23 protein-coding genes and 1 tRNA gene are annotated in these 24,847 nt (G+C 72.5%); 12 read left to right on the forward strand and 12 right to left on the reverse strand.

Annotated features, from left to right (window positions below; translation table 11 throughout):
* Positions 1-58 precede the first annotated feature (58 nt).
* The 3 genes from ACIBJF_RS07705 to pdhA are packed head-to-tail and all read right to left on the reverse strand — an operon-like array spanning position 59 to position 3,692.
* On the reverse strand, positions 59-1,537 hold the full coding sequence (locus tag ACIBJF_RS07705; protein ID WP_399172805.1) for a dihydrolipoamide acetyltransferase family protein: 1,479 nt from the start codon (positions 1,535-1,537) through the stop codon (positions 59-61).
* On the reverse strand, positions 1,537-2,541 hold the full coding sequence (locus tag ACIBJF_RS07710; RefSeq protein ID WP_356300699.1) for an alpha-ketoacid dehydrogenase subunit beta: 1,005 nt from the start codon (positions 2,539-2,541) through the stop codon (positions 1,537-1,539). The genes ACIBJF_RS07705 and ACIBJF_RS07710 overlap by 1 nt, the downstream gene beginning before the upstream one ends.
* On the reverse strand, positions 2,538-3,692 hold the full coding sequence (pdhA, locus tag ACIBJF_RS07715; protein ID WP_399172806.1) for a pyruvate dehydrogenase (acetyl-transferring) E1 component subunit alpha: 1,155 nt from the start codon (positions 3,690-3,692) through the stop codon (positions 2,538-2,540). The genes ACIBJF_RS07710 and pdhA overlap by 4 nt, the downstream gene beginning before the upstream one ends.
* A 190-nt stretch (positions 3,693-3,882) precedes the next feature.
* Between pdhA and ACIBJF_RS07720 the strand changes: the two genes are divergently transcribed.
* On the forward strand, positions 3,883-4,401 hold the full coding sequence (locus ACIBJF_RS07720) for an Lrp/AsnC family transcriptional regulator (protein ID WP_399172807.1): 519 nt from the start codon (positions 3,883-3,885) through the stop codon (positions 4,399-4,401).
* 36 nt (positions 4,402-4,437) lie between these two features.
* On the opposite strand, the gene ACIBJF_RS07725 is transcribed toward ACIBJF_RS07720, so the two are convergent.
* Together ACIBJF_RS07725 and ACIBJF_RS07730 are read right to left on the reverse strand one after the other, a co-directional pair.
* Complete coding sequence (locus tag ACIBJF_RS07725; protein WP_399172808.1) at positions 4,438-5,025, reverse strand: TetR/AcrR family transcriptional regulator; 588 nt, start codon at positions 5,023-5,025, stop codon at positions 4,438-4,440.
* A complete protein-coding gene (locus tag ACIBJF_RS07730; RefSeq protein WP_399172809.1) occupies positions 5,022-6,539 on the reverse strand; it encodes a 3-hydroxyacyl-CoA dehydrogenase in 1,518 nt (505 codons plus the stop codon). Before ACIBJF_RS07730 ends, ACIBJF_RS07725 begins: the two co-directional genes overlap by 4 nt.
* 161 nt (positions 6,540-6,700) lie before the next feature.
* Between ACIBJF_RS07730 and paaN the strand changes: the two genes are divergently transcribed.
* A complete protein-coding gene (gene paaN, locus ACIBJF_RS07735; protein ID WP_399172810.1) occupies positions 6,701-8,392 on the forward strand; it encodes a phenylacetic acid degradation protein PaaN in 1,692 nt (563 codons plus the stop codon).
* Here paaN and ACIBJF_RS07740 read toward each other — a convergent pair.
* Genes ACIBJF_RS07740 through ACIBJF_RS07750 form a run of 3 tightly spaced genes read right to left on the reverse strand, consistent with a single transcriptional unit; the run spans position 8,389 to position 10,999 of the window.
* Positions 8,389-9,144, reverse strand: a complete 756-nt coding sequence (locus tag ACIBJF_RS07740) for a TrmH family RNA methyltransferase (RefSeq protein WP_399172811.1) — start codon at positions 9,142-9,144, stop codon at positions 8,389-8,391. The genes paaN and ACIBJF_RS07740 overlap by 4 nt on opposite strands.
* Positions 9,141-10,364, reverse strand: a complete 1,224-nt coding sequence (locus tag ACIBJF_RS07745) for an HTTM domain-containing protein (RefSeq protein ID WP_399172812.1) — start codon at positions 10,362-10,364, stop codon at positions 9,141-9,143. The genes ACIBJF_RS07740 and ACIBJF_RS07745 overlap by 4 nt, the downstream gene beginning before the upstream one ends.
* Entirely contained in the window at positions 10,361-10,999 is a 639-nt protein-coding gene (locus tag ACIBJF_RS07750) for a DUF5819 family protein (RefSeq protein WP_399172813.1), read from the reverse strand. The genes ACIBJF_RS07745 and ACIBJF_RS07750 overlap by 4 nt, the downstream gene beginning before the upstream one ends.
* A gap of 685 nt (positions 11,000-11,684) precedes the next feature.
* On the opposite strand from ACIBJF_RS07750, the gene paaA reads away from it, so the two are divergent.
* From paaA to ACIBJF_RS07780, 6 genes are all read left to right on the forward strand, one after another.
* Positions 11,685-12,725: a 1,2-phenylacetyl-CoA epoxidase subunit PaaA gene (gene paaA, locus ACIBJF_RS07755; RefSeq protein WP_399172814.1), complete on the forward strand. Its 1,041-nt coding sequence runs from the start codon at positions 11,685-11,687 to the stop codon at positions 12,723-12,725.
* Positions 12,722-13,009: a 1,2-phenylacetyl-CoA epoxidase subunit PaaB gene (gene paaB / locus ACIBJF_RS07760; RefSeq protein WP_014673816.1), complete on the forward strand. Its 288-nt coding sequence runs from the start codon at positions 12,722-12,724 to the stop codon at positions 13,007-13,009. Before paaA ends, paaB begins: the two co-directional genes overlap by 4 nt.
* Positions 13,006-13,737, forward strand: a complete 732-nt coding sequence (paaC, locus tag ACIBJF_RS07765) for a 1,2-phenylacetyl-CoA epoxidase subunit PaaC (RefSeq protein ID WP_399172815.1) — start codon at positions 13,006-13,008, stop codon at positions 13,735-13,737. The genes paaB and paaC overlap by 4 nt, the downstream gene beginning before the upstream one ends.
* Complete coding sequence (paaD, locus tag ACIBJF_RS07770; RefSeq protein WP_399172816.1) at positions 13,731-14,273, forward strand: 1,2-phenylacetyl-CoA epoxidase subunit PaaD; 543 nt, start codon at positions 13,731-13,733, stop codon at positions 14,271-14,273. The genes paaC and paaD overlap by 7 nt, the downstream gene beginning before the upstream one ends.
* Positions 14,273-15,337, forward strand: a complete 1,065-nt coding sequence (locus ACIBJF_RS07775) for a 2Fe-2S iron-sulfur cluster-binding protein (protein WP_399172817.1) — start codon at positions 14,273-14,275, stop codon at positions 15,335-15,337. Before paaD ends, ACIBJF_RS07775 begins: the two co-directional genes overlap by 1 nt.
* Before the next feature lie 179 nt (positions 15,338-15,516).
* Positions 15,517-16,659 carry an acyl-CoA dehydrogenase family protein gene (locus ACIBJF_RS07780; protein WP_399172818.1) on the forward strand — a complete coding sequence of 381 codons (1,143 nt, stop codon included), beginning with the start codon at positions 15,517-15,519 and terminating at the stop codon, positions 16,657-16,659.
* A 32-nt stretch (positions 16,660-16,691) separates the two neighbouring features.
* Here ACIBJF_RS07780 and ACIBJF_RS07785 read toward each other — a convergent pair whose 3' ends face one another.
* The 3 genes from ACIBJF_RS07785 to ACIBJF_RS07795 all read right to left on the reverse strand — a co-directional run bounded on the left by ACIBJF_RS07785 (position 16,692) and on the right by ACIBJF_RS07795 (position 19,478).
* A complete protein-coding gene (locus ACIBJF_RS07785; protein ID WP_399173030.1) occupies positions 16,692-17,021 on the reverse strand; it encodes a rhodanese-like domain-containing protein in 330 nt (109 codons plus the stop codon).
* 69 nt (positions 17,022-17,090) lie between these two features.
* A complete protein-coding gene (locus ACIBJF_RS07790; RefSeq protein WP_365324151.1) occupies positions 17,091-17,897 on the reverse strand; it encodes a hypothetical protein in 807 nt (268 codons plus the stop codon).
* A 147-nt stretch (positions 17,898-18,044) separates the two neighbouring features.
* Positions 18,045-19,478 (reverse strand): DUF2252 domain-containing protein, encoded by a 1,434-nt coding sequence (locus tag ACIBJF_RS07795; protein ID WP_399172819.1) that lies wholly within the window; start codon positions 19,476-19,478, stop codon positions 18,045-18,047.
* Positions 19,479-20,009: 531 nt separating this feature from the next.
* On the opposite strand from ACIBJF_RS07795, the gene ACIBJF_RS07800 reads away from it, so the two are divergent.
* Entirely contained in the window at positions 20,010-20,801 is a 792-nt protein-coding gene (locus ACIBJF_RS07800; RefSeq protein ID WP_399172820.1) for an Fpg/Nei family DNA glycosylase, read from the forward strand.
* Between the two features lie 197 nt (positions 20,802-20,998).
* Here the strand turns inward: ACIBJF_RS07800 and ACIBJF_RS07805 are convergent.
* Positions 20,999-21,082, reverse strand: a tRNA-Leu gene (locus ACIBJF_RS07805).
* 673 nt (positions 21,083-21,755) lie between these two features.
* Between ACIBJF_RS07805 and ACIBJF_RS07810 the strand changes: the two genes are divergently transcribed.
* The 3 genes from ACIBJF_RS07810 to ACIBJF_RS07820 all read left to right on the forward strand — a co-directional run bounded on the left by ACIBJF_RS07810 (position 21,756) and on the right by ACIBJF_RS07820 (position 24,843).
* Positions 21,756-22,619: an FhaA domain-containing protein gene (locus tag ACIBJF_RS07810; RefSeq protein WP_399172821.1), complete on the forward strand. Its 864-nt coding sequence runs from the start codon at positions 21,756-21,758 to the stop codon at positions 22,617-22,619.
* A gap of 10 nt (positions 22,620-22,629) precedes the next feature.
* Positions 22,630-23,160: an FHA domain-containing protein gene (locus ACIBJF_RS07815; RefSeq protein ID WP_351802965.1), complete on the forward strand. Its 531-nt coding sequence runs from the start codon at positions 22,630-22,632 to the stop codon at positions 23,158-23,160.
* 132 nt (positions 23,161-23,292) lie between these two features.
* A complete protein-coding gene (locus tag ACIBJF_RS07820) occupies positions 23,293-24,843 on the forward strand; it encodes a Stp1/IreP family PP2C-type Ser/Thr phosphatase (RefSeq protein WP_399172822.1) in 1,551 nt (516 codons plus the stop codon).
* The last annotated feature ends 4 nt before the right edge of the window (positions 24,844-24,847 follow it).

A 24,847-nucleotide genomic window follows, 5' to 3' on the forward strand; every position in this document is an offset into this window, starting at 1 on the left:
GCCCCAGGCTTCCCTTCCTCCGGGCCTCGGGGGCCCTTCCTCCGGGGCCCCGCGTGTGTCACAGCGTGCGCAGGAGCACCGCCAGCTGTTCCACGCAGTCCGCCACGTACCGCAGGAAGCCGCCCGCCGTACCGCCGTCGCACACCCGGTGGTCGAAGGTGAGCGAGAGCTGCACGACCTGACGCACCGCCAGCTCGCCTTCGTGAACCCAGGGTTTGGGGACGATCCGGCCGACACCGAGCATGGCCGCCTCGGGGTGGTTGATGATCGGCGTGGAGCCGTCGACGCCGAAGACACCGTAGTTGTTCAGCGTGAAGGTCCCGCCGGTGAGTTCCCCGGGGGTGAGCGTCCCGGTACGGGCGGCCTCGGTGAGCCGGGCGAACTCTGCGGTCAGCGCTTCGGCGTCGCGCGCGTGGGCGTCACGGACGACCGGCACGACGAGCCCGCGTTCGGTCTGCGCGGCGAACCCGAGGTGGACGTGGTCGAGCTGGACGACCTCGCGGGCCTCGGTGTCGACGTACGAGTTCAGGTCGGGGAACCGGGCGAGCGCGGCCGTGCAGATGCGGGCGAGCAGTGCGAGCAGAGAGATCTTCGGTGCGCCGGCCGCGTTCATCGCCGCACGCGCACGCATGAGTTCGGTCGCGTCGGCGTCGACCCAGCAGGTGGCGTCCGGGATCTCCCGGCGGCTGCGGGAGAGCTTGTCGGCGACGGCACCGCGCACGCCCTTGAGGGGGATGCGGGTGCCCCCGGCGCGCGTGCCCGAGGCGGCGGAGGCCGACGGGGTCGCGACGGGTGCCGACGGGACGGTGGCGCGTGCCGCCGTGGCGGAGGCGGCGGCCGTACCGGCGCCAACGGCCGCCTTGGCCCGCAGGGCGCCCTCGACGTCCGCGCGCAGGATCAGCCCGTCCGGGCCCGAGCCCGCCAGCTGCCGCAGGTCCACGCCGCCCTCGCGGGCCAGCCGGCGGACCAGCGGGGAGATCACGGGCACCGGCCCCTCGGCGTGGAGGGCGGCCACGCGCGCGTGGGCCGTCCCGGTGGTCGCCGTACCGTTGACGGCGGCCGGCCCGTCCGGTCGCGCCGTCCCGGAGGCCGCGGCCGGGCCGCGCCGCCCGCCCGGGCTCGTGCCGGAGGACGCGCTCGTGGTCCGTGTGCTGTCCGCGCCGGTGCTGCCGTGCATGGCACCCCTCGCCGGCGGCGTCGGCCGCACCCTCCGGCGCCGGGCCGGGGCTTCCGAGGTGCCGTATCCGACCAGGACGTTGCCCGACCCCTCGCCGTCCCCCGCCGGGGCCTGCGGTCCCACCGCCACCGTCAGCAGGGGCGCGCCGACCGGCAGTTCGGTGCCCTCCTCGCCGAAGCGGGCGGTGACCACGCCGCCGTACGGGCAGGGCACCTCGACCATCGCCTTGGCCGTCTCGACCTCGACGACCGGCTGGTCGACGGCGACGACGTCACCGACCTGGACCAGCCAGCGGACGATCTCCGCCTCGGTGAGTCCCTCGCCGAGGTCGGGAAGCTTGAACTCCAGCACCTGTGCCATCAGCCCTCGGCCTCCCACTGCAGCCGGGCCACGGCGTCCAGGATGCGGTCGACGCCGGGCAGGTGGTGCCGCTCCAGCATGGGCGGCGGGTAGGGGAGGTCGAAGCCTGCCACGCGCAGCACCGGCGCCTCCAGGTGGTGGAAGCAGCGCTCGGTGATCCGGGCCGCGATCTCGCCGCCCGGCCCGCCGAACCCGGTGGACTCGTGGACGACGACCGCGCGTCCGGTGCGCCGCACGGCCGCGCAGACCGTCTCGTCGTCGAACGGCACCAGCGAGCGCAGGTCGATCACTTCCAGGTCCCAGCCCTCGGCCTGCGCGGCCTCTGCGGCCTCCAGGCAGACCGGCAGGGAGGGGCCGTAGGTGATCAGTGTGGCGCTGCGGCCCGGCCGGCGCACCACCGCGCGGCCGATGGGCTCCACGTCCGTGGGCTGCTCGGGATTCCAGGAGTCCTTCGACCAGTACAGCCGCTTGGGCTCCAGGAAGACGACCGGGTCGTCGGAGGCGATCGCCTGGCGCAGCAGGCCGTAGGCGTCGGCGACGGTCGCGGGTGTGACCACGTGCAGTCCCGGCGTGGCCATGTAGTAGGCCTCGGAGGAGTCGCTGTGGTGCTCGACGCCGCCGATGCCGCCGCCGTAGGGGACGCGGACGGTGATGGGCAGGGGCATCCGGCCGCGCGTGCGGTTGCGCATCCGGGAGACATGGCTGATCAGCTGCTCGAACGCCGGGTAGGCGAACGCGTCGAACTGCATCTCCACCACCGGGCGCAGGCCGTACATGGCCATGCCGACGGCGGTGCCGAGGATGCCGGCCTCGGCGAGCGGGGTGTCGGTGCAGCGGTCCTCGCCGAACTCCTTGGCGAGGCCGTCGGTGACCCGGAAGACACCGCCGAGGGTGCCGACGTCCTCGCCCATGACGTGCACGGCCGGGTCGGCGGCCATCGCGTCGCGCATCGCGCGCGTGAGGGCCTGCGCCATGGTGGCGGGCTTGACGGCGACGGTGGTCATCGGGCGCCGCCTTCCTGCTCGCCGTGGCGCTCCTGCTCGGCTTCCAGCTCGGCCCTGAGCAGGGCGCGCTGTTCGCGCAGCTGGGCGGTGGTCTCGGCGTAGACGTGGTCGAAGAGGGCCATGGGGTCCAGTTCGGGGTCGCGGTTCATGCGTTCGCGCAAGGAGGCGGCCATCGTCTCGGCGTCCTTCCGGGCGGCCTCGATTCCGGTCTCGTCGAGCAGCCCGCGCTCGGTCAGCTCGTGCTCCAGCAGCTCGATCGGGTCGTGGGCGCGCCAGGCCTCGACCTCGGCGTCACCCCGGTAGCGGGTGGCGTCGTCAGCGTTGGTGTGGGCGTCGATCCGGTAGGTCACCGCCTCCACGAGGGTCGGTCCGCCGCCCGCGCGCGCGTGCCGTACCGCGTCGCTGAGGACCTCGTACACGGCGGCCGCGTCGTTGCCGTCGACCAGCCGGCCCGGCATGCCGTAGCCGACGGCCTTGTGGGCCAGGGACGGCGCGGCGGTCTGCTTGGCGAGCGGGACGGAGATGGCGAAGCCGTTGTTCTGTACCAGGAAGACGACCGGCGCCTGCCAGACGGCGGCGAAGTTCAGCGCCTCGTGGAAGTCGCCCTCGCTGGTGCCGCCGTCGCCGACCATGGCGAGCGCGACGACGTCGTCGCCCTTGAGGCGGGCGGCGTGGGCGAGGCCGACGGCGTGCGGCAGCTGGGTGGCCAGCGGGGTGCTGAGGGGGGCGACCCGGTGGGCGTAGGGGTCGTAGCCGCTGTGCCAGTCGCCGCGCAGCAGGGTGAGGGCCTCGACCGGGTCCACGCCCCGGGCGACGACGGCGAGGGTGTCGCGGTAGCTGGGAAAGAGCCAGTCCTGCTCTTCCAGGGCCAGGGCGGCGGCGACCTCGCAGGCCTCCTGGCCGGTGCTGGAGGGGTAGACGGCGAGGCGGCCCTGCTTGGTGAGCGCGGTGGCCTGCGTGTTGTAGCGGCGGCCGCGCACCAGCTGGGCGTAGAGCCGGCGCAGCAGGTCCGGGTCGGCCTTGGTGACCGCCTCGGTGCCGAGGACGCGGTAGGGCTCGGCATCGGGCAGCAGCGGCGCGGGGTCCATGCGGGGCTGCCAGGCGGGCGGCGGCGATGGCCGGTACGCGCCCCGCTGCTCCATGACCGTCATGACGGCACCTCCTCGTGGGAGCGGCTACGGGAGGCGCGTCGGCTGTGAGGCGCCTCACCAACCGATTGTTCGGTCGTCGGCACATTTTGGCTACAGCCGCCTCCAGGCTGTGGACAAACGGTTCTCCACAACCTGCAATGAACGCAGGACGTCCACAGCGAGGGAGCGGGGGGCAATGCCAGCTGAACAAATGGCCGACGGACCTCAGGATGGCACCGCGCTTGCGTCACCGCGCCCGCTGGACGGAGCCGCGCTGCCGCCGCCGCGCCCACTGGACGCCATCGACCAGGACATCCTGAAAATCCTCCAGGCGGACGGCCGTGCCTCGATACGGTCCGTCGCCGAACGTGTCCACGTCTCGCGCGCCAACGCCTACGCGCGCATCAACCGGCTCGTCGAGGACGGGGTGATCCGGGGCTTCAGCGCGCGCGTGGACCACGAGCGCGCGGGGCACGGCACCTCGGCGTACATCACGCTGAAGATCGTCCAGAACACCTGGCGCACGGTCCGCGAGCAGCTCAGGCTGCTGCCCGGCGCCTCCCACATCGCGCTCGTGGGCGGCGACTTCGATGTGCTGCTGCTGGTGCACACGCCCGACAACCGGGCGCTGCGCGAGCTGGTGCTCACCCGGATCCAGGCGATCCCCGAGGTGCTCAGCACCCGCACGCTGCTGGTGTTCGAGGAGGAGGACCTGGAGCCGGAGGCGTGACGAACGGTGTGCCGCAGGCGTGCGGGAGGCCTGGCCTCAGCTCTGCTTGAGGCCCGCGAAGACCAGCCGGACCACGGCGTCGGCCACCTCGCGTTCGCCGACGCCCCGCGGGTCCGGCCGGTACCACTCCACGATAGAGTTGATCATTCCGAAGACTAGCCGGGTGGCCAGCCGGACCTCGACGTCGCCGCGCACGTCCCCGTCGGCCGCCGCGGCCTTCAGCAGTTCCGCGACCCGGTGGTCGAAGTCGCGCCGCCGCTCCAGCGCCCACCGCTCGGTGGCGGTGTTGCCGCGCACCCGGAGCAGCAGCGTCACGTACGGCAGCTCGCGTATGAGTACCTCGACCATGCGCCGTACGACGTGCTCCAGCTGGTCGACGGGCCGCCCCACGCGCGCGTGCTCCTCGTCCAGGATGGCGAACAGGCCGTCCAGGGCGCGGCTGACGGCCCGGCGCAGCAGCTCCTCCTTGCCGCTGACGTGGTGGTAGATCGACGACTTGGAGATGCCGGCCGCCTTGGACAGGTGCTCCATGGAGGTGCCGTCGTATCCGCGCTCGTTGAACACCTGGACGGCCACGGAGAGCAGCGTCTCCGGTGTGTACGTGTCGCGCTTGGCCGTGGTCATGAGGTGCCCTCCCGCTTGTCGTCGATGGCGTAGGCGTGGCGGTAGAGCGCGAGGGAGGGCGCGTAGCGTCCGGAGGGGTCGCGCTCGTGCATCTCGTCCAGGACGTCGAAGGCGAACTCGCGGCCGAGCCTGCGGTCCCACTCGAACGGGCCGAGCGGGTAGTTCACCCCGAGGCGCATGGCCGTGTCGATGTCCTCCTGGGTGGCGATGCCCTTGGCGACGGCGTCGTGCGCGAGGTCGATGATCCGGGCGACCGTGCGCGCGACGATCATGCCGGGGACGTCGCCGATGACGCTGACGTCCTTGCCGAGGGCCTGGAAGAGGCCGGTGGCCTCGGCGAGGGTGCGCGTCGAGGTGTCCTGGGAGGCGGACAGCGCGATGCGGGTGGCCGCGCGGTAGTCGAGGGCGAGGTCGAAGTAGACGACGTCGCGGAACTCCACGGAGGTCTGGCCGTCGGCGAGCACCAGCTGGCCGCCGCCGGGCAGCACCAGGCGGGTGCCGTTGTCCTCGTCGTCCTCGCGGACCTGGATGCCCGCCTCGCGGATCAGTGTGAGCAGCTCGGCCGCCGGGCCGAGGCCGCCTTCGGCGACGACGTAGGCGGGCGGCTGCTCCTTGTCGGCGGTGTGCGGTTCGGGCCGCTCGGCGCCCTCGGCGTGGTCGTACCAGCCGTGCCCGGTCTTGCGGCCTAGACGGCCGGACTCCACCAGCCGGCGCTGGGCGAGGGACGGGGTGAAGCGCACGTCCTGGAAGAAGGACTGCCACACCGAGTGGGTGACGGACTCGTTGACGTCCTGCCCGATCAGGTCGGTCAGCTCGAAGGCGCCCATTCTGAACCCGCCGGAGTCGCGCAGGACGGCGTCGATGGTGGCCGGGTCGGCGGCCTGGGCCTCGTAGACGGCGAAGGCCTCGGCGTAGAACGGCCGGGCGATCCGGTTGACGATGAAACCCGGGGTGTCGGCGCAGGCCACCGGGGTCTTGCCCCAGGCGCGGGCGGTCTCGTACGCGCGCGTGGCCGACGTGACGTCGGTGGCGAACCCGGAGACGACCTCGACCAGGGGCATGAGCGGTGCCGGGTTGAAGAAGTGCAGGCCCACGAAGCGGCCGGGCTGGCGCAGGGCACCGCCGATGGCCGTCACCGACAGCGAGGAGGTGTTGGTGGCGAGCAGGCAGTCCTCGGCGACGATGTCCTCCAGCTCGCCGAAGAGCTGCTGCTTGACGTCCAGCCGCTCGAGGACCGCCTCGACGACCAGGGCGCAGTCCGCGAGCTCCGTGAGGCTCTCCGCGGGCCGCAGGCGGGCGCGGGCGGCGTCCCGGTCGGCGGCGCCGAGCCTGCCCTTGTCCACGAGCCGGTCGAGGCGGGCGCCGATCGCCGCCGCCGCGTCCCGGGCACGCCCGGCCACGGCGTCGTACAGCCGCACGGGGTGGCCGGCGACCAGAGCGACCTGGGCGATGCCCTGGCCCATGGTGCCGGTGCCGACGACGGCCACAGGGCTGCTGAGGTCGAGTGCTGTCATGTGCGCGATCCTCCCGCACGGCGTTTTCCACAGATGCGGCAGGCCCCCTTGTCCCGACCGATCGTTCGGTTACTCTAGCTCTGACCGGCCGTCCCTGCCCATGTTTCTGCCCAGGTCAATGAACTCGACGAAGAGTTCTCACGACGAGGAGTTGGTCCCGTATGGCCGCCGAACTGACCGCCGACGAGCTGATCGCCAAGCACCGGCCCACGCTCGACCAGGCGCTGGAAGCGATCCGCACGCGTGCGTACTGGTCCCCGCACCCCGAGCACCCCAAGGCCTACGGCGAGAACGGCAGCCTGGACGCGGCGGCGGGCAAGGCCGCCTTCGACGCCCTGCTGAACACCCGCCTCGAGCTCGGCCAGCCCGGCACCGACGACTGGGTGGGCGGCGAGGTCTCGCCGTACGGCATCGAGCTGGGTGTCGGTTACCCGCACGCGGACGTGGACGTGCTGATCCCCGCGATGAAGGCGGGGCAGCGGGCCTGGCGGGACGCGGGCGCGGAGATCCGGGCGCTGGTGTGTCTGGAGATCCTCAAGCGGATCAGCGACCGGACGCACGAGTTCGCGCACGCCGTCATGCACACCAGCGGCCAGGCCTTCATGATGGCGTTCCAGGCCGGCGGCCCGCACGCCCAGGACCGCGGCCTGGAAGCGGTGGCGTACGCGTACGCGGAGCAGGTCCGCACGCCCGACACGGCCGAGTGGACCAAGCCCCAGGGCAAGCGCGACCCGCTGGCCCTCACCAAGCAGTTCACGCCGGTCCCGCGCGGCCTCGCCCTGCTGATCGGCTGCAACACCTTCCCGACGTGGAACGGCTACCCGGGCCTGTTCGCCTCTCTCGCCAGCGGCAACGCGGTCCTGGTCAAGCCCCACCCGCGCGCGGTACTGCCGCTCGCGCTCACCGTGCAGATCGCGCGCCAGGTGCTCGCCGAGACGGGCTTCGACCCGAACCTGGTCGCGCTGGCCGCCGAGCGCCCCGGGGAGGGCATCGCCAAGACCCTCGCCACCCGCCCCGAGGTCCGGATCATCGACTACACCGGGTCGACGTCCTTCGGCGACTGGCTGGAGGCCAACGCCCGCCAGGCGCAGGTCTACACCGAGAAGGCCGGCGTCAACACGGTGATCGTGCACTCCACCGGCGACTACAAGGGCATGCTGTCCAACCTGGCGTTCTCGCTGTCCCTGTACAGCGGCCAGATGTGCACCACCCCGCAGAACCTGCTCATCCCCCGGGACGGCATCCGCACCGACGAGGGCCCCAAGACCTTCGACGAGGTCACCGCCGACCTCGCCCGCGCGGTCGACGGCCTCCTCGGTGACGACGCCCGCGCGAACGCCCTGCTGGGCGCGATCGTCAACCCGGACGTCAAGGCCCGTCTGGAAGCCGCCGCCGGCCTCGGCGAAGTGGCCCTCGCCTCCCGGGAGATCAGCAACCCGGACTTCCCGCGCGCGGTCGTGCGCACCCCGGTCATCGTCAAGCTGGACGGCGCCAAGCCGGACGACGAGGCCGCCTACATGAGCGAGTGCTTCGGCCCCGTCTCCTTCGCCGTCGCGGTCGACTCGGCGGACGACGCGGTCGGGCTGCTGCGCCGCACGGTCCGTGAGAAGGGCGCGATGACGGTCGGCGCCTACACCACCGACAGCGAGGTGGAGCGGGCCGTCGAGGAGGTGTGCCTGGAGGAGGCGGCCCAGCTGTCGCTCAACCTGACCGGCGGGGTGTACGTGAACCAGACGGCCGCGTTCTCCGACTTCCACGGCTCGGGCGGCAACCCGGCGGCGAACGCCGCGCTGTGCGACGGGGCGTTCGTGGCCAACCGGTTCCGGGTCGTCGAGGTACGCCGCGAGGCCTAGGAAGCCGAAGGCGCGCCCCCGGTCGCGCTCCAGTGGTACAGCGTCATCGCCACGCTCGTGGCGAGGTTGTAGCTGGAGACCTGGGGGCGCATCGGCAGGGCCAGCAAATGGTCGGCACGCGCGCGCAGGTCGGCCGAAAGGCCGCTGCGCTCGGAGCCGAAGGCGAGGACGGCGTCGTCCGGGAGCTTCACGCCCCGGATGTCGTCGCCCTCGGGGTCCAGCGCGAACACCGGCCCCGGGGGCAGCTCGGCGGCGCCCAGGCGCTCCACGGCGGTCGCGAAGTGCAGGCCGGCGCCGCCGCGCACCACGGTGGGATGCCAGGGGTCGAGGGTGCCCGTGGTGACCACGCCGGTCGCCCCGAAACCGGCGGCCAGCCGGATCACGGCACCGGCGTTGCCCAGGTTGCGGGGGTTGTCCAGGACCACGACGGGCGCGGTGCGGGGCGTGTGGGCGAGCGTGCGCAGGTTGGCCTCGCGGGAGGGCCGTACGGCGAGCGCGGCCACCCCGGTCGGGTGGGGCCGCGCGACGAGCGAGGCGTACGTCTCCGCGGGCACCTGGGTGAGCAGCGCGTCCAGCGCGTCCCGTACGTCCCCGGCCAGCTCCTCGGCGAGGGCGAGCGCGGCAGGCCGGTCGGTGGTGACCGCCACCGGGACCTCGGCGCCGAAGCGCAGCGCATGCTTGAGGGCGTGGAAGCCGTCGAGCAGCACGCCGTCGTCGGCGTGCTCGCGCCAGCGGGTCAGCGGGTCGGTCATGCCCTGAACCCTACGCGGCCCTGCGCACTCTGCTCGGAGCCGGCTTCGGGGGATCGAGGCGCGGGCACCGTACGGTCGTCATGCCGCACGAACCGCCCACGCACGCGTGCGACCAGCGCACCGAGCCGGCGCAGGAACGACGTCGGCAGGAAGACCGCGTCCGCGGTGATCATCGCCAGCGAGAAGAACGGCAGGCCGAGCACGACCGCGATCACCGCGTGCTCGAGCATCATGAACACCAGCAGGACGTTCTTGACCCGCCGGTTGAACAGGGTGAACGGGAAGGCGACCTGCACCATGACCGTTCCGTAGGCGGCGGCCATCATGATCGTGCCGCTGGAGGACATCAGGTCGGCGAGTCGGGGCCAGGGCGAGAAGTAGTCCAGGTGGAGCGGGTAGTAGACGGCGGTGCCGTCCTGCCAGCGCGAGCCCTGGATCTTGTACCAGCCGGCCGTCGCGTAGATCAGACAGGCCTCCGCCATGATCACGAACAGGCCGCCGTTGTGCAGGACGTTGGCGACGACGTCCAGCAGGATCCGCGGCTGCTGCGACTTCGCCGAGCGGCCGACGGCCCACCACAGGCCGAGCACCACCCAGGCCGTCCACAGCAGCGCGGGGATCAGCCAGCCGTTGTCGAACCGGCCGGTGAACGTCGCCATGAGCAGCGCCAGGCCCGACACCGCCCACAGGGCCGGGCCCATCCGGTCGGCGGGGGCCCGCTCGCCACGCGCGCGTGCCGCCTCGGCGCGCGCCGCCCGCCGGGCGTCCAGGGACCACACCTGTCCGCAGCGCGTGAACACGAGGTAGAAGGACATCAGGTGCAGGACGTTGTCGCCGCCGTCGCCCACGAAGACACTGCGGTTCTGCAGCGACAGCACACCGACCATGAACAGCACGGACGCCGTCCGGGTGCGCCAGCCGAGCAGCAACGCGGCACTGGCGAGGATCGCCAGAGCGTAGAAGCACTCGAACCACAGCTGTCCGTCGGACCACAGCAGGGCCGTGAAGGCGTGGTTGTCGTCGGTCAGCTCCTTGGCGAGGTTCCAGCCCCAAGGCCCGGCCGGGCCGTACAGCTCCTGGCGGTGCGGGAACTCGCGCAGCAGGAACAGCAGCCAGGTCCCGGCGAACCCGATGCGGATCACGGCGCTCTGGTACGGCCCGAGAGCGGACTCGGTGACCTTGGCGATACCCCGCGAGAGGGTCAGGGAGAGCCTGTTCACCGCACACCACCCGCTGCCTCGTCGGCCGTCACGGTCCACCAGGGCAGCACGCGGTAGATCGGCTTGTCGGACACGCGCTCACGGCTCCACTCGGGCGGCTGCACATTGGTGGTGCTGGACCGGATCTGCACGCGCTGTATGACGCCGTCGCGGCCGGCCGGATAGGTCCGGTACAGGCGCATCACCACGACCCGGCGCAGGTACTGCTCGGAGAGGGAGCCGCGCATGCCCACCGGTCGGTTGTCGGTGCTGTGCGTGGCGGTGAAGAAGTCCCAGGCGCGGCGCAGCTCGTTCTGCTGGGTGTGGCTCGGCACCAGGTTGCCGTCGATGGCGGCGCCGTCCTGGGCGGAGAGGTCGGTCCAGCCGGTGGTGCGCAGCCCGCCGTCCTTCGCCCGCACTTCGGCGCGCACCTGGACGGCGATGTTCTGCTGCAGCGGGTTGGGCGCGAACAGCTTCCAGTTCTGCTCGAACTCCGGGAACACCCACTCCTCGACGGCCTTGCCGTGCTGCTTGGTCACCGTGTTCGCGGGGGCGAGGCTGAGGAACACCATCAGCAGATGCACACATGCGGCGACACCGACCACCGCGAGCGCCAGCGCCGCGGCGACCTGGTAGCGGGGGGAGAGGGCGGCCACACCGGTACGGGGCGCGGGGGGCGGCACAGGGGCGTCGGCACGGGGGGCCGCGGAACCCGCACCGCGGACGGAAGCCGCGCCCGCCTGGGGATCCGCGCCGGCCGGGGACTGTACGCCGGCCTGGGAATCCGTGCCGGCCTGGGCCTGTATGCCGGCTGAGGAGTCCGCATCGGCCGGAGACCGCACCTGGGCCGAGGAGTCCACGTCGGCCCGGGAATCCACATCGGCTGAGGAGTCCGCATCGGTCGGGGAGGCCTCCGGGAGACGCGCCCGGGCCGACCCGCCGGGGTCGGGTCGGGCCCCCGGGTCCTCGTCGTACGCGTCCATTCCGCCCCGTCCCCCGTTTCGGCTCAGTCGTTCGGTTCAGTGGTCCGGCTCAGCGATGCGACGCCGCCACGAGCGCCTCACCCTTCACGCACGCCACTCTCGGCGATACTCACGGAACGGTACTCAGCCCCGGCCACCGGGCGCAGCCCCGGGTACGAGCCACGGCCGTGGTCCTCGCCACGCGGTACGGCCCGGCACCCCGCCCTACCTGCCCTCCCGCACGTTGTCCACAGGCTGCCCGCCGGAGTTTTCCACAGCGGTTGACACCCCACGGCGCCCCAGCACACCATTGATGCGCACGGACCGAACGATCGGTCGGGACAGTCCCAATCGCAGAGCCCGAGGTCAGGGGGACCGCATGGCCACAGCAGCCGCGCAGCGCACGGCCCGCACAGAGACGGACGGCGCACCGGACACCGCCGACACGGCCGCCTTCCAGCACGCCTTCGACGCGGCCGTGGCCGCCGACGAACGCATCGAACCGCGCGACTGGATGCCCGACGCCTACCGCGCCACCCTGGTCCGGCAGATCGCCCAGCACGCGCACTCCGAGATCATCGGCATGCAGCCGGAGGCCAACTGGATCACCCGCGCGCCCTCCCTGCGCCGCAAGGCGATCCTCATGGCCAAGGTCCAGGACGAGGCCGGCCACGGCCTGTATCTGTACAGCGCGGCCGAGACCCTCGGCACCAGCCGGGACGAGCTCCTCGACAAGCTGCACAGCGGCCGCCAGAAGTACTCCTCGATCTTCAACTACCCGACGCTGACCTGGGCCGACGTCGGCGCGATCGGCTGGCTCGTGGACGGCGCCGCGATCACCAACCAGGTCCCGCTGTGCCGCTGCTCCTATGGCCCGTACGCCCGCGCGATGGTGCGGATCTGCAAGGAGGAGTCCTTCCACCAGCGCCAGGGCTACGAACTGCTGCTGGCCCTCAGCAAGGGCACACCCGAACAGCACGCGATGGCGCAGGACGCGGTCGACCGCTGGTGGTGGCCCTCTCTGATGATGTTCGGCCCGCCCGACGACGAGTCCCAGCACTCCGCTCAGTCGATGGAGTGGAAGATCAAGCGCCACTCCAACGACGAACTGCGCCAGCGCTTCGTCGACATCTGCGTCCCCCAGGCCGAGTCCCTGGGCCTCACCCTCCCCGACCCTGACCTGCGGTGGAACGAGGAACTCGGGCACTACGACTTCGGCCCGATCGACTGGACGGAGTTCTGGGAGGTCCTCAAGGGCAACGGCCCGTGCAACGAACAGCGCATCACCCAGCGCAGGCGCGCCCACGACGAGGGCGCGTGGGTGCGCGAAGCGGCCGCCGCCTACGCGGCCAAGCGCACCGGCGGCACCGGTGAGACAGGCAACGAGACAGCACACGCGACAGGAGCGGACCGAGCATGAGCACCACCGACTGGCCCCTGTGGGAGGTCTTCGTGCGCTCCCGGCGCGGCCTCTCCCACACCCACGCCGGCAGCCTGCACGCCCCCGACGCGGAGCTGGCCCTGCGCAACGCCCGCGACCTGTACACCCGCCGCGGCGAGGGCGTCTCCATCTGGGTCGTCCCGGCCGCCGCGATCACCGCGTCCTCACCGGACGAGAAGGACCCCTTCTTCGAGCCGGCCGCCGACAAGCCCTACCGGCACCCGACCTTCTACGAGATCCCGGAAGGGGTGAAGCACCTGTGACCACCACCGGCCCCGCCACCGTCCCGGTGACCGCCGCCCTCGCCCTCGGCGACGACGCCCTGGTGCTCTCCCACCGGCTGGGGGAGTGGGCCGGGCACGCCCCCGTCCTGGAGGAGGAGGTCGCCCTCGCCAACATCGCCCTCGACCTGCTCGGCCAGGCCCGGGTGCTGCTGTCCATGGCCGGCGACGAGGACGAACTGGCCTATCTGCGCGAGGAGCGGGCCTTCCGCAACCTCCAGCTGGTCGAGCAGCCCAACGGCGACTTCGCCCACACCATCGCCCGCCAGCTGTACTTCTCCACCTACCAGCACCTGCTCTACGCCGAACTCGCCTCGGCGGACGGCCCGTTCGCACCCCTGGCCGCGAAGGCGGTCAAGGAGGTCGCCTACCACCGCGACCACGCCGAGCAGTGGACGCTGCGCCTCGGCGACGGCACCAAGACCAGCCACGAGCGGATGCGCCGCGCCTGCGAGGCCCTGTGGAAGTTCACCGGTGAGATGTTCCAGCCGGTGGAGGGCCTCGACGCCGACTGGACCCGCCTGGACAAGCGCTGGCAGGAGTCCGTCCAGGACATCCTCGGCCGGGCCACGCTCCCCCTCCCCGAAGGACCGCGCACCGGCGCCTGGTCGGCCGGCGCCGGCCGGCAGGGCCTGCACACCGAACCGTTCGGGCGGATGCTCGCCGAGATGCAGCATCTGCACCGCAGCCACCCGGGGGCGACATGGTGACCGCCACCGCCCTGGAGACCGAGCTGCTGGAGCTGGCCGGCTCGGTACCCGACCCCGAACTGCCGGTGCTCACGCTCCAGGAGCTGGGCGTGGTGCGCGCCGTGCACCTGCATGACGACGACACCGTCGAGGTCGACCTGACCCCCACCTACACCGGCTGCCCCGCCATCGAGGCGATGAGCGTGGACATCGAACGGGTGCTGCGCGCCCACGGCATGCGCGAGGTCACGGTCCGCACGGTACTCAGCCCCGCCTGGACGACCGACGACATCAGCGCCGAAGGGCGGCGCAAACTACGGGAGTTCGGCATCGCTCCCCCGCGTGTGCGTGGGACTTCCGCCCCGGTGCCGCTGGCCCTCGGCCCGACCCGGACCGCGGACGCGCCCACCGGGGACGCGCCCACCGAGCCCGTCCACTGCCCGCACTGCGGCTCCGCCGACACCGAGCTGCTCAGCAGGTTCTCCTCCACCGCGTGCAAGGCACTGCGCCGCTGCCTCGCCTGCCGTGAACCGTTCGACCACTTCAAGGAGTTGTGATGGCGCGCTTCCACCCGCTCCCGGTGGCCGAGGTCGAGCGGATCACCGACGACTCCGTCGCCCTGACCTTCACCGTCCCGCCCGAGCTGCGCGAGGAGTACCGGCACGCACCCGGTCAGCACCTGGCGCTGCGCCGGCAGGTCGACGGCACCGAGATACGGCGCACCTACTCGATCTGCTCCCCCGCACCCGACCCGTCCGGCACCGGCCCCGACACCCTGCGGGTGGGCGTGCGGCTGGTGGAGGGAGGAGCCTTCTCCGCCTACGCGCTGAAGGAGATCAACGCCGGCGACGTGCTGGAGGTGATGACCCCGGCCGGCCGCTTCACCCTGGAACCGGCGCCGGGGCTGTACGCGGCGGTCGTCGGCGGCAGCGGCATCACCCCGGTGCTGTCCATCGTCTCCACACTGCTGGCCCGCGTGCCGGAGGCCCGGTTCTGCCTGATACGCAGCGACCGCACGGCCGCCTCGACGATGTTCCTGGAGGAGGTCGCCGACCTGAAGGACCGCTATCCGGAGCGGCTTCAGCTGGTGACCGTGCTCTCCCGCGAGGAGCAGCAGGCGGGTCTGCCGTCCGGCCGGCTCGACCGCGAGCGGCTCACCGGGCTGCTGCCCGCGCTGCTGCCGGTCGGCGAGGTCGCGGGCTGGTTCCTGTGCGGGCCGTACGGGCTGGTGCTCGGCGCGGAGCAGGCACTGCGCGAGCTGGGCGTGGACCGGTCCCGGATCCACCAGGAGATCTTCCATGTGGACGCGGGCTCGGCCCCGGCCGCCGCCGCCCAGGCTCCGGCGCACAGCACGGTCACCGCCCGGCTCGACGGACGCGGCGGCACCTGGCCGGTGCGCGACGGCGAGACGCTGCTGGAGACGGTCCTGCGCAACCGCCCCGACGCGCCCTACGCCTGCAAGGGCGGCGTGTGCGGGACGTGCCGTGCCTTCCTGGTCTCCGGCGAGGTCCGCATGGACCGCAACTTCGCCCTGGAGACGGAGGAGACGGAAGCCGGCTATGTACTGGCCTGCCAGTCGCACCCGCTGACGGAGCAGGTGGAGCTGGACTTCGACCGCTGAGGAGTGCACGGGGGCCGACTCGGCGGGGCCAATTCAGCCGAGGGGGGTGGGAGGGAGGGGGAGGGAGGGGGGGGGGAGGGGCCCCGAAACACCGAAGACTCCGGTGCCATTCCCTTCTCCTAGAACCTGTTCTATCTTGACGGCCCGTCAGATCACCGACCCAGTCGGAGGGACAGGCCGTGGACTTCACCTTCAGCGAGGAGCAGCGGGCGGCGGCCGAGGCGGCGCGCGGGGTGTTCGCCGGCGTGGCACCGGACGCGGTGCCCAGCCCGGCGCTCACCACGGGTGCCGTGGCCGACGGCTTCGACCGGGAGCTGTGGTCCCGGCTGGCCGAGGCGGATCTGCTGAGCCTGCTGCTCGACGAGGCGCACGGCGGTTCCGGGCTGGACGCGATCGCGCTGTGCCTGGTGCTGCGGGAGTCCGCCGAGGTGCTCGCCCGGGTGCCGCTGCTGGAGCACAGCGCGGCGGGAGCGGCCGTACAGGCCTACGGGGGCGCACGGCTCGCGGACCGCGTGCTCGCGCGGGCCGGACGGGGTGAGCTGGTGCTGACCGTCGCGGCGAACGGCCGCAGTGGCCACGACGCGGCCGAACTGGCCGTCGGAGCACGGCGGGACGGCCCGGGGTGGGTGCTGGACGGGGTGCAGACGGCGGTGCCGTGGGCGTACGACGCGGACCTCGTCGTCGTACCGGCGCGCCTCGAGGGCACGGCCGCCGAGCGGACCGTCCTCGCGCTGGTACCGCGTGAGCGGGACGGGGTGGTGCTCGCCGAGCAGGTGTCCACCAGCGGAGAGCGGCTGGCCGAGCTGCGGCTCGCGTCCGCGCGGATCGACGCGGACGACGTCATCGAGGCCGACGGCGCCTGGGAGTGGCTGCACGCCCAGCTCGTCACCGGCAGCTGCGCGCTGGCGCTCGGGCTGGGCGAACGGGTGCTGCGGATGACCGCCGAGTACACCGGGAAGCGCGAGCAGTTCGGGTATCCGATCGCGACCTTCCAGGCGGTGGCCGTGCAGGCCGCGGACCGGTACATCGATCTGCGCGCCATGGAGGCCACCCTCTGGCAGGCCGCCTGGCGGATCGCGTCGGGAACGCCGGGGGCACTGCCCGCCGCCGGGGATGTCGCGGTCGCGAAGATCTGGGCGGCGGAGGGGGTGCGCCGGGTGGTGCAGACGGCACAGCATCTGCACGGCGGGTTCGGCGCCGACACCGACTACCCGCTGCACCGCTATCACGCCTGGGCCAAGCACCTGGAGCTGGCGCTCGGCCCGGCGGCGGCGTACGAGGAGAGGCTCGGGGACCTGCTGGCCGCCCATCCGCTGGGCTGACCCCGCGGCCACCGGGGCTGCGGGGAGTCGGGCTACAGGACGAAGCCGGGCCGGCCGTCGGCGGCGATCACGGGGCGGCCCGCGGCCTGCCAGACCTGCATGCCGCCGTCGACGTTCACCGCGTCGACGCCCTGCTGGACCAGGTACATGGTGACCTGCGCCGAGCGGCCACCGGAGCGGCAGATGACGTGAACGCGGCCGTCCTGCGGGGCGGCCTCGGTCAGCTCGCCGTAGCGGGCCACGAACTCGCTGATGGGGATGTGCAGCGCTCCCTCAGCGTGACCCGCCTGCCACTCGTCGTCCTCGCGGACGTCCAGCAGGAAGTCGCCGTCCTTGAGGTCCGTGACCTCGACCGTGGGCACACCAGCTCCGATACTCATGCCCCCGACGCTACCCGAAGGTCCCCGAAGCCTGCCGAAGCGAGTCCCGGCTCAGCCCTGCTCCTGCAGGGCCGCCAGCTCCGCCTCCCGCTGGGCGATGTCGGAGCGCAGCTGGGCGGCGATCTCCTCGAGCAGCCCGTCGGGGTCGTCCGGGGCGAGCCGGAGCATGCCGGCGATCGCGCCCTCCTCCAGTTCACGGGCGACGAGGGTGAGCAGTTCCTTGCGCTCGGCGAGCCATTCGAGGCGGGCGTAGAGCTCCTCGGCCGGGCTCGGGCGCCGCTCGGGCGGCACCGGGCCGGCCGCCCACTCCTCGGCGAGCTCCTTCAGCAGCGTCTCGTCGCCGCGGGCGTAGGCGGCGTTGAGGCGGGTGAGGAACTCCTCACGCCGCTGCCGCTCCTCTTCCTCCTGTACGAGGTCGGGGTGTGCCTTGCGGGCCAGCTCACGGTAGAGCTTGCGGGCCTCCTCGCTGGGCCGCACCCGCTCCGGGGGCCGTACGGCCTGGTCGGTGAGCATGGCGGCGGCTTCCGGGAACAGGCCGTGGCCGTCCATCCAGCCGTGCAGCAGCTCTTCCACCCCTGGGATCGGCAGGATCCGCGCGCGGGCCTCCTCGGCGCGGCGGAGGTCCTCCGGGTCCCCGGTGCGGGCGGCCCTGGCCTCGGCGATCTCGGCGTCCAGCACCTCGATGCGGGCGTAGAGCGGGCCGAGCCGCTGTTCGTGCAGCCGGGAGAAGTTCTCGACCTCGACGCGGAACGTCTCCACGGCGATCTCGTACTCGATCAACGCCTGCTCGGCGGCCCGTACGGCCTGTTCGAGCCGCTCCTCGGGGCGCGGGGACTGTTCGGCATCCGGGGTCGTCACGCGAACAGGGTAGGCGGTACGGACGCGGCAGGGCGCCGGAGGGCTACCGGTCGTCCGCCGGGCGCGAGCCGTCGTGGCTGCCCGGGCAGCTGCACGCGCCCACGACAGGGCGCCGCGGTTCCCCCTTGGAAGGGCCCCGCTCCCGCCTCACACGCCCAGCTCCGCCGCGATCCGCCCCGCCCGTGTCCCCGTGACCAGGTCGGCGTGGTCGGCCTCGGTGCGGTCGGCGTAGGTGACGGCGAAGGCGGCTATCGCCTCGTCCAGCTCCTCGTTCTTGCCGCAGTAGCCGGCGATCAGACGGGGGTCGGCGCTGTGGGAGTGGGCGCGGGCGAGCAGGGCGCCGGTCATGCGGGCGTAGTCGTCGATCTGGTCGGCTGCGAGGGCGGCGGGGTCGACGCTGCCCTTGCGGTTGCGGAACTGGCGGACCTGGAAGGGACGGCCGCAGGCCGTGGTCCAGCCGAGGAGGATGTCGCTGACCACCTGCATCCGCTTCTGGCCGAGGACGACCCGGCGGCCCTCGTGTTCCACCGGCGGCGCCTCGAAGCTGGCCGTGGCCAGATGCGGGACGAGCGCGGAGGGGCGGGCCTCCTTCACCTGGAGGACCAGCGGCTGCTCACGGTGGTCGAGGAGCAGGACGACGTAGGACCGGGTGCCGACGCTGCCGGTGCCGACCACCCGGAAGGCCACGTCGTGCACGGTGTGCCGGGCGAGCAGGGGGTGCCGATCCTCGGACAGCGTCGTCAGGTACTCCTCCAGGGACGCCGCGACCGCCGCCGCCTCGGCGTCCGGGATGCGGCGCAGGACCGGCGAGGCGTCCACGAAGCGGCGTCCGCCGTCCGCCGCCGCCTCGGTCGACTTCGCCGCGAACCGGCCGCTGGTGTTGGCGCGGGCCTTCTCCGAGACCCGCTGCAGGGTGCCGAGCAGATCGTGGGCGTCGGTGTGGGAGACCAGTTCCTCGTCCGCGATGGCGTTCCACGCGTCCAGCACCGGCAGCTTGGCGAGCAGGCGCATGGTGCGGCGGTAGGCGCCGACCGCGTCCTGTGCGGCCGCGCGGCAGGTGTCCTCGTCGGCGCCGGCCTCCCGCCCGGCGAGCACCAGCGACGCGGCGAGCCGCTTCAGGTCCCACTCCCAGGGGCCGTGCACGGTCTCGTCGAAGTCGTTGAGGTCGATGACGAGGTCGCCGCGGTGGTCGCCGTACAGGCCGAAGTTGGCCGCGTGCGCGTCTCCGCATATCTGGGTGCCGATCCTGGTCATGGGGGTGCGGGCCAGGTCGTACGCCATGAGCCCGGCCGAACCGCGCAGGAAGGCGAAGGGGCTCGCGGCCATCCGTCCGACGCGGATGGGGGTCAGCTCCTCTATACGGCCGGCGTTGGACTCGATGACCGCGCTCACCGCGTCGGGGCGGGAGGCGTCCAGGTCGAGCGTGCGGTGCGCGCCGCGCGGCACGCTCGTCCGCAGCGCCTTGCCCTCGTCCTTGGGCGAGCCCTGCCGCGGCCACTGGGCGAACCCGCGCACCCACGGCAGCCGCCGCGTCTCCCGGTCCACCGCGTCCGCCAGTACTTCCCGACCGGTTCCGGTCACCGCGACCGCCTCCCCCGAACGCCCTTCGGCGCGAACACCGACACGAACATCAACTCGTGCAGACCGTACAACCGGCGCCCGTGACGCGTCAGACCCTGTGGATGACGGTCTGTGGATGAACGCCGTCGCGATGACGGCCTGCGGAATGACGGTCTGTGGATGACGGCTTGGGGACAACCCACGCCGCGCAGCGAGGCACCTGCCGGCATGTGAGGAAGCTCTCGTCCATCAGTCGGCGTGCGGCAGGTGCCCGGCTCTGTCGCACGGGGCGGGCGGGGCAGGGAAAGCGAACGGTACGAACGGCAACGCGCCGGGCACTCGGAAGCACGTGCCGCGCCGCGCACCCGCACCCACCTTCGGCATCGGCATCGGCCCAGCGCAGCGAGGAGGCTGCCATGGACCTGAGGCACGAACGAGCGTCCGCGACCACGCCCGCTCCGGCTCCCGCACTTACACCCGCACCCGCACTCTCTCCAGCGTTGCTCCCCCGTCACGCCCCAGGCGTCGTAAGCCTCCGCAGGGACGTCCGTCATGCCTGAGCTGCCGGACGTCGAAGGTTTTCGCAGGGTGCTCGTGTCCTGCGCGAAGGGCAGGACCATCCGCCGCGTCGACGTGCGCGACGCGGGCGTCCTGCGCGGTGGTGTGAGCGCCCGGCGGCTGCGCGACGTGCTGGAGGGGCGGCGGTTCACCGAGCCGGAGCGGCACGGCAAGTGGCTGCTCGCCCACACCGGCGGCCCCACCCTCCTGCTGCACTTCGGCATGACCGGCCGGCTGCTCTGCGCCCGTCCCGACGACGCCGTCGAGGCCCACGACCGCGTCTTGTTCGACCTGAGTGGCGACCGCCAGCTCCGCTATCGCGACCAGCGCAAGCTCCAGGGCCTGTGGCTGGCCGACGACGACTCCGGCGTCGCCCGGCTGCTGGACCGCCAGGGTCCCGATGCGCTGGCGGTGGACCATGAGGACTTCGAGGCCGCGCTCGGTGCCCGCCGCGGTCACATCAAGACGGCGCTGACCGACCAGTCCGTCCTGGCCGGTCTCGGCAATCTGCTCGCCGACGAGGTCTTGTGGCGTGCCGGGCTGCACCCCGGCACCCGGGCCGGCGAGCTGACCGAGAGCCAACGTCGGCACTTGCACACCCAGATGCGGCGCACGCTGCGTTCCGCGGTCACCGCCGGCTGTGTGCCACCGCGCGATGCCTGGCTCACCGGCCACCGGGACGACCCCGACCCGGTCTGCCCCCGCTGCCGCACCCACCTGCGCCGCTCCCGGCTGGGAGGCCGCGGCACGGTGTGGTGCCCGCGGTGCCAGCCGAGCGAGTCCTGAGCCCCGCCCCCGAATGTCCAGCCGGCCCGATCCCCCAGCCCGCCCGGAGACCCGGCCGACCCGCTTCCGTGAGATAGCTCACCGACGACCCGACCCCGTCCGCCCACAGCCTGTGCGATCCCCCACGACCCGGCGTGAAACGCGAAACGGGCCCCTGCCGTGACTTCCGTCACCGGCAGAGACCCGTCTCATCTCTGTGCGCGAGGGGGGAGTTGAACCCCCACGCCCTTGCGGGCACTGGAACCTGAATCCAGCGCGTCTGCCTATTCCGCCACCCGCGCATTGGGTGTGTCTTCCGGTTCCGTCCCTTTCGGGTTGGCCCCTTCCGACACCCAGAACATTAGCACGTCGTACGGGGTGGGTTCACATCCCTTCCCCCCGGCCCGAGACCGCCCGCACCCGGGCCGGAGACCGCCCCACACCCGAGACGCCCCATGCCCGCCGGCCCCGGCAGGCCACCGCCACCGGAACCGCCACAACCCGCCACCCCCATCCACGCCCCTGCCGCACGACCCCTCTCCGGCCCCGCGCCGCCCGCCCGCTCCCACCAAGCCCCCGCCGTCACCCACCGCCCGCACCCCGCCCCCGCACCCGAGGCCAAGCCCAAGCCCAAGGCAGCCCAAGCCCCCAAAGCCGCCCCCTCCTACCCACCCCCTCCGCTCCCCACGTCTCAAGGAGACCTGGTTCACGTATCAACCTCGTACCGGTCCCCGGCATCTCCCCAGGAGGCGGGCCGGGTCCACAGCCGGGTGCGGGACACTGGTTTGCGCCCCCCTCTACGATCCATGGCAGCAGGAGTGCCCGCCGCGAGTTCGAAGGGGAGCCGCTGGGGGAACCGGCTGATTGCCGGGCGCGTAGATACGATCAGTAGCAGTACCAGCGGAAGCAGCAGTACCGGCAAGGCAACGGCCACACAGCAGGGCAAGGCAACGGCAAGGGTGGAGGAGGTGCCCCATGGGAGTCCTGAAGAAGTTCGAGCAGCGTCTCGAAGGTCTGGTGAACGGCACCTTCGCCAAGGTGTTCAAGTCCGAGGTCCAGCCCGTGGAGATCGCAGGCGCGCTTCAGCGTGAGTGCGACAACAACGCCACGATCTGGAACCGCGACCGGACCGTCGTACCGAACGACTTCATCGTGGAGCTGAGCGCGCCGGACTACGAGCGCCTCAGCCCCTACTCCGGGCAGCTCGGCGACGAGCTGGCCGGCATGGTGCGTGACTACGCCAAGCAGCAGCGCTACACCTTCATGGGCCCGATCAAGGTCAACCTGGAGAAGGCCGACGACCTCGACACCGGCCTGTACCGAGTGCGCTCGCGCACCCTCGCCTCCTCCAGCAGCCAGCAGGGACAGCAGGCCCCCGCGGCCCCGGCCTCCGGCCGTCCCGGACAGGGCGCCCAGGGCGGCTACGGCTACCCGCTCGCCGCACCGGCCGGTGCGCCCCCGATGCCGTCCGCGCCGCCGCCCGGCGCCCGCCCCGGCGGCTACGGCTACCCCCAGCCCGCCACCCAGCGGCCCGCGGCCGCTCCGATGAGCGGCGGGCGCACCCGCTACTGGATCGAGATCAACGGCACCCGCCACCAGATCTCCCGCGCGACGCTGGTGCTGGGCCGCAGCACCGACGCCGACGTGCGGATCGACGACCCCGGCGTCTCCCGCCGGCACTGCGAGATCCGGACCGGAACGCCCTCGACGATCCAGGATCTCGGCTCCACCAACGGCATCGTGGTGGACGGGCAGCACACCACCCGCGCTACGCTCCGCGACGGCTCGCGGATCGTCGTGGGCAGCACCACCGTTATCTATAGGCAAGCCGAAGGGTGAAGCGGGGGCAATGTCAGAGCTGACCCTCACGGTCATGCGGCTGGGTTTCCTGGCCGTACTGTGGCTGTTCGTGATCGTGGCCGTGCAGGTCATCCGGAGCGACCTGTTCGGTACGCGCGTCACCCAGCGCGGAGCGCGCAGGGAGGCCGGGCGTGCGCAGGCGCCGGGCCGGCAGCAGGCGGCGCGGCAGCAGTCCGCGCCCCCGCAGCAGCGCGCCCAGCAGGGCGGCGGCCGGCGCGGTCGCAACGCCCCCACCAAGCTGGTGGTGACCGAGGGCACACTGACCGGCACGACGGTCGCGCTGCAGGGCCAGACCATCACGCTGGGCCGGGCGCACGACTCGACGATCGTGCTGGACGACGACTACGCCTCCAGCCGTCATGCCAGGATCTACCCGGACCGCGACGGCCAGTGGATCGTCGAGGACCTCGGCTCCACCAACGGCACCTACCTGGACCGGTCCCGGCTGACGACCCCCACGCCGATCCCGCTGGGCGCGCCGATCCGCATCGGCAAGACCGTCATCGAGCTGCGGAAGTAGTACGACAATGAGCGAGCGGAGCGAGCACGCAGAAGCAGGCCACACCCCGGCCTCCGGCGCGCTCCCGACCGGAGGGTGGGCAGTGTGGCTCGACACGACCGGCTGCATTCGGAGCCGACGGGCGAGGTGCGCATGAGTCTGTCACTGCGCTTTGCCGCCGGATCGCACAAAGGCATGATCCGGGAGGGCAACGAGGACTCGGGTTACGCCGGCCCGCGGCTGCTCGCGATCGCCGACGGCATGGGCGGGCAGGCGGCCGGCGAGGTCGCCTCCTCCGAGGTGATCTCCACCCTGGTCACGCTCGACGACGACGTGCCCGGCTCCGACATCCTCACCTCCCTCGGCGCGGCCGTGCAGCGCGCCAACGACCAGCTGCGCGCCATGGTCGAGGAGGACCCCCAGCTGGAGGGCATGGGGACGACCCTCACCGCCCTGCTGTGGACCGGCCAGCGGCTCGGCCTGGTGCACGTCGGCGACTCCCGCGCCTATCTGCTGCGGGACGGAGTCCTCACCCAGATCACCCAGGACCACACCTGGGTGCAGCGGCTCGTCGACGAGGGCCGGATCACCGAGGAAGAGGCCACCACCCACCCTCAGCGCTCCCTGCTGATGCGCGCCCTCGGCAGCGGCGACCACGTCGAGCCCGACCTGTCGATCCGCGAGGTCCGGGCCGGCGACCGCTATCTGATCTGCTCCGACGGTCTGTCCGCGGTCGTCTCCCACCAGACGATCGAGGAGACCCTCGCCAGCTACCAGGGCCCGCAGGAGACCGTGCAGGACCTGATCCAGCTCGCGCTGCGCGGCGGCGGCCCCGACAACATCACCGTCATCGTCGCCGACGTCTTGGACCTGGACACCGGTGACACCCTCGCCGGGCAGCTGTCCGACCAGCCGGTCGTGGTCGGCGCGGTCGCCGAGAACCAGCACCATCTGCACGACAACGGCATCATGCAGACCCCGGCCGGCCGCGCCTCCCACCTGGGCCGCCGGGGACCCGGGTACGGCGGCGGCGAGTTCGGCCCGCCCGGCTCCGGCGACACCACCGGGTACATCCCGGCGGGCAGCTTCGACGACTACGCCGACGGCGACTTCACCAAGCCGCGCGGTGGGCGCAGGTGGCTGAAGAGATCCCTCTACGGCGCGCTCGCCCTGGCCGTCGTCGGCGGCGGCCTGTACGGCGGCTACCGGTGGACGCAGACGCAGTACTACGTCGGCGCCAAGGGCGAGCACGTGGCGCTGTACCGCGGGATCAGCCAGGACCTGGCCTGGGTGTCGCTGTCGAAGGTGGAGAAGGACCACCCCGAGATCGAACTCAAGTACCTGCCGCCCTACCAGCAGAAGCAGGTCAAGAACACGATCGCGGCGGGCGGTCTGCAGCAGGCCCAGGCGAAGATCGAGGCACTGTCGGTACAGGCCTCCGCGTGCAAGAAGCAGGCGCAACGCACGGCCGCCGAGTCGCAGCAGAACGCCAAGACGGGCCAGGGCGAGGCCGGAGGCACCACGGGAACCACCCGTACCGCCTTCACGTCCAAGGCATCACCGACACCGACACCGCACCCATCCGGTTCGGCGCCCGCTACGAAGAACCCTTCGAAGCCCCCGTCCGCATCCGCCACTCCGAACCCCGGCCCGAGCCTCTCCGAGGATGAGCAGAAGGTCGTCGATCAGTGCGGCAAGCAGTAGCGAA

Origin of the sequence: Streptomyces sp. NPDC050743, assembly GCF_044456925.1 — a bacterium.
Lineage (GTDB): Bacteria > Actinomycetota > Actinomycetes > Streptomycetales > Streptomycetaceae > Streptomyces.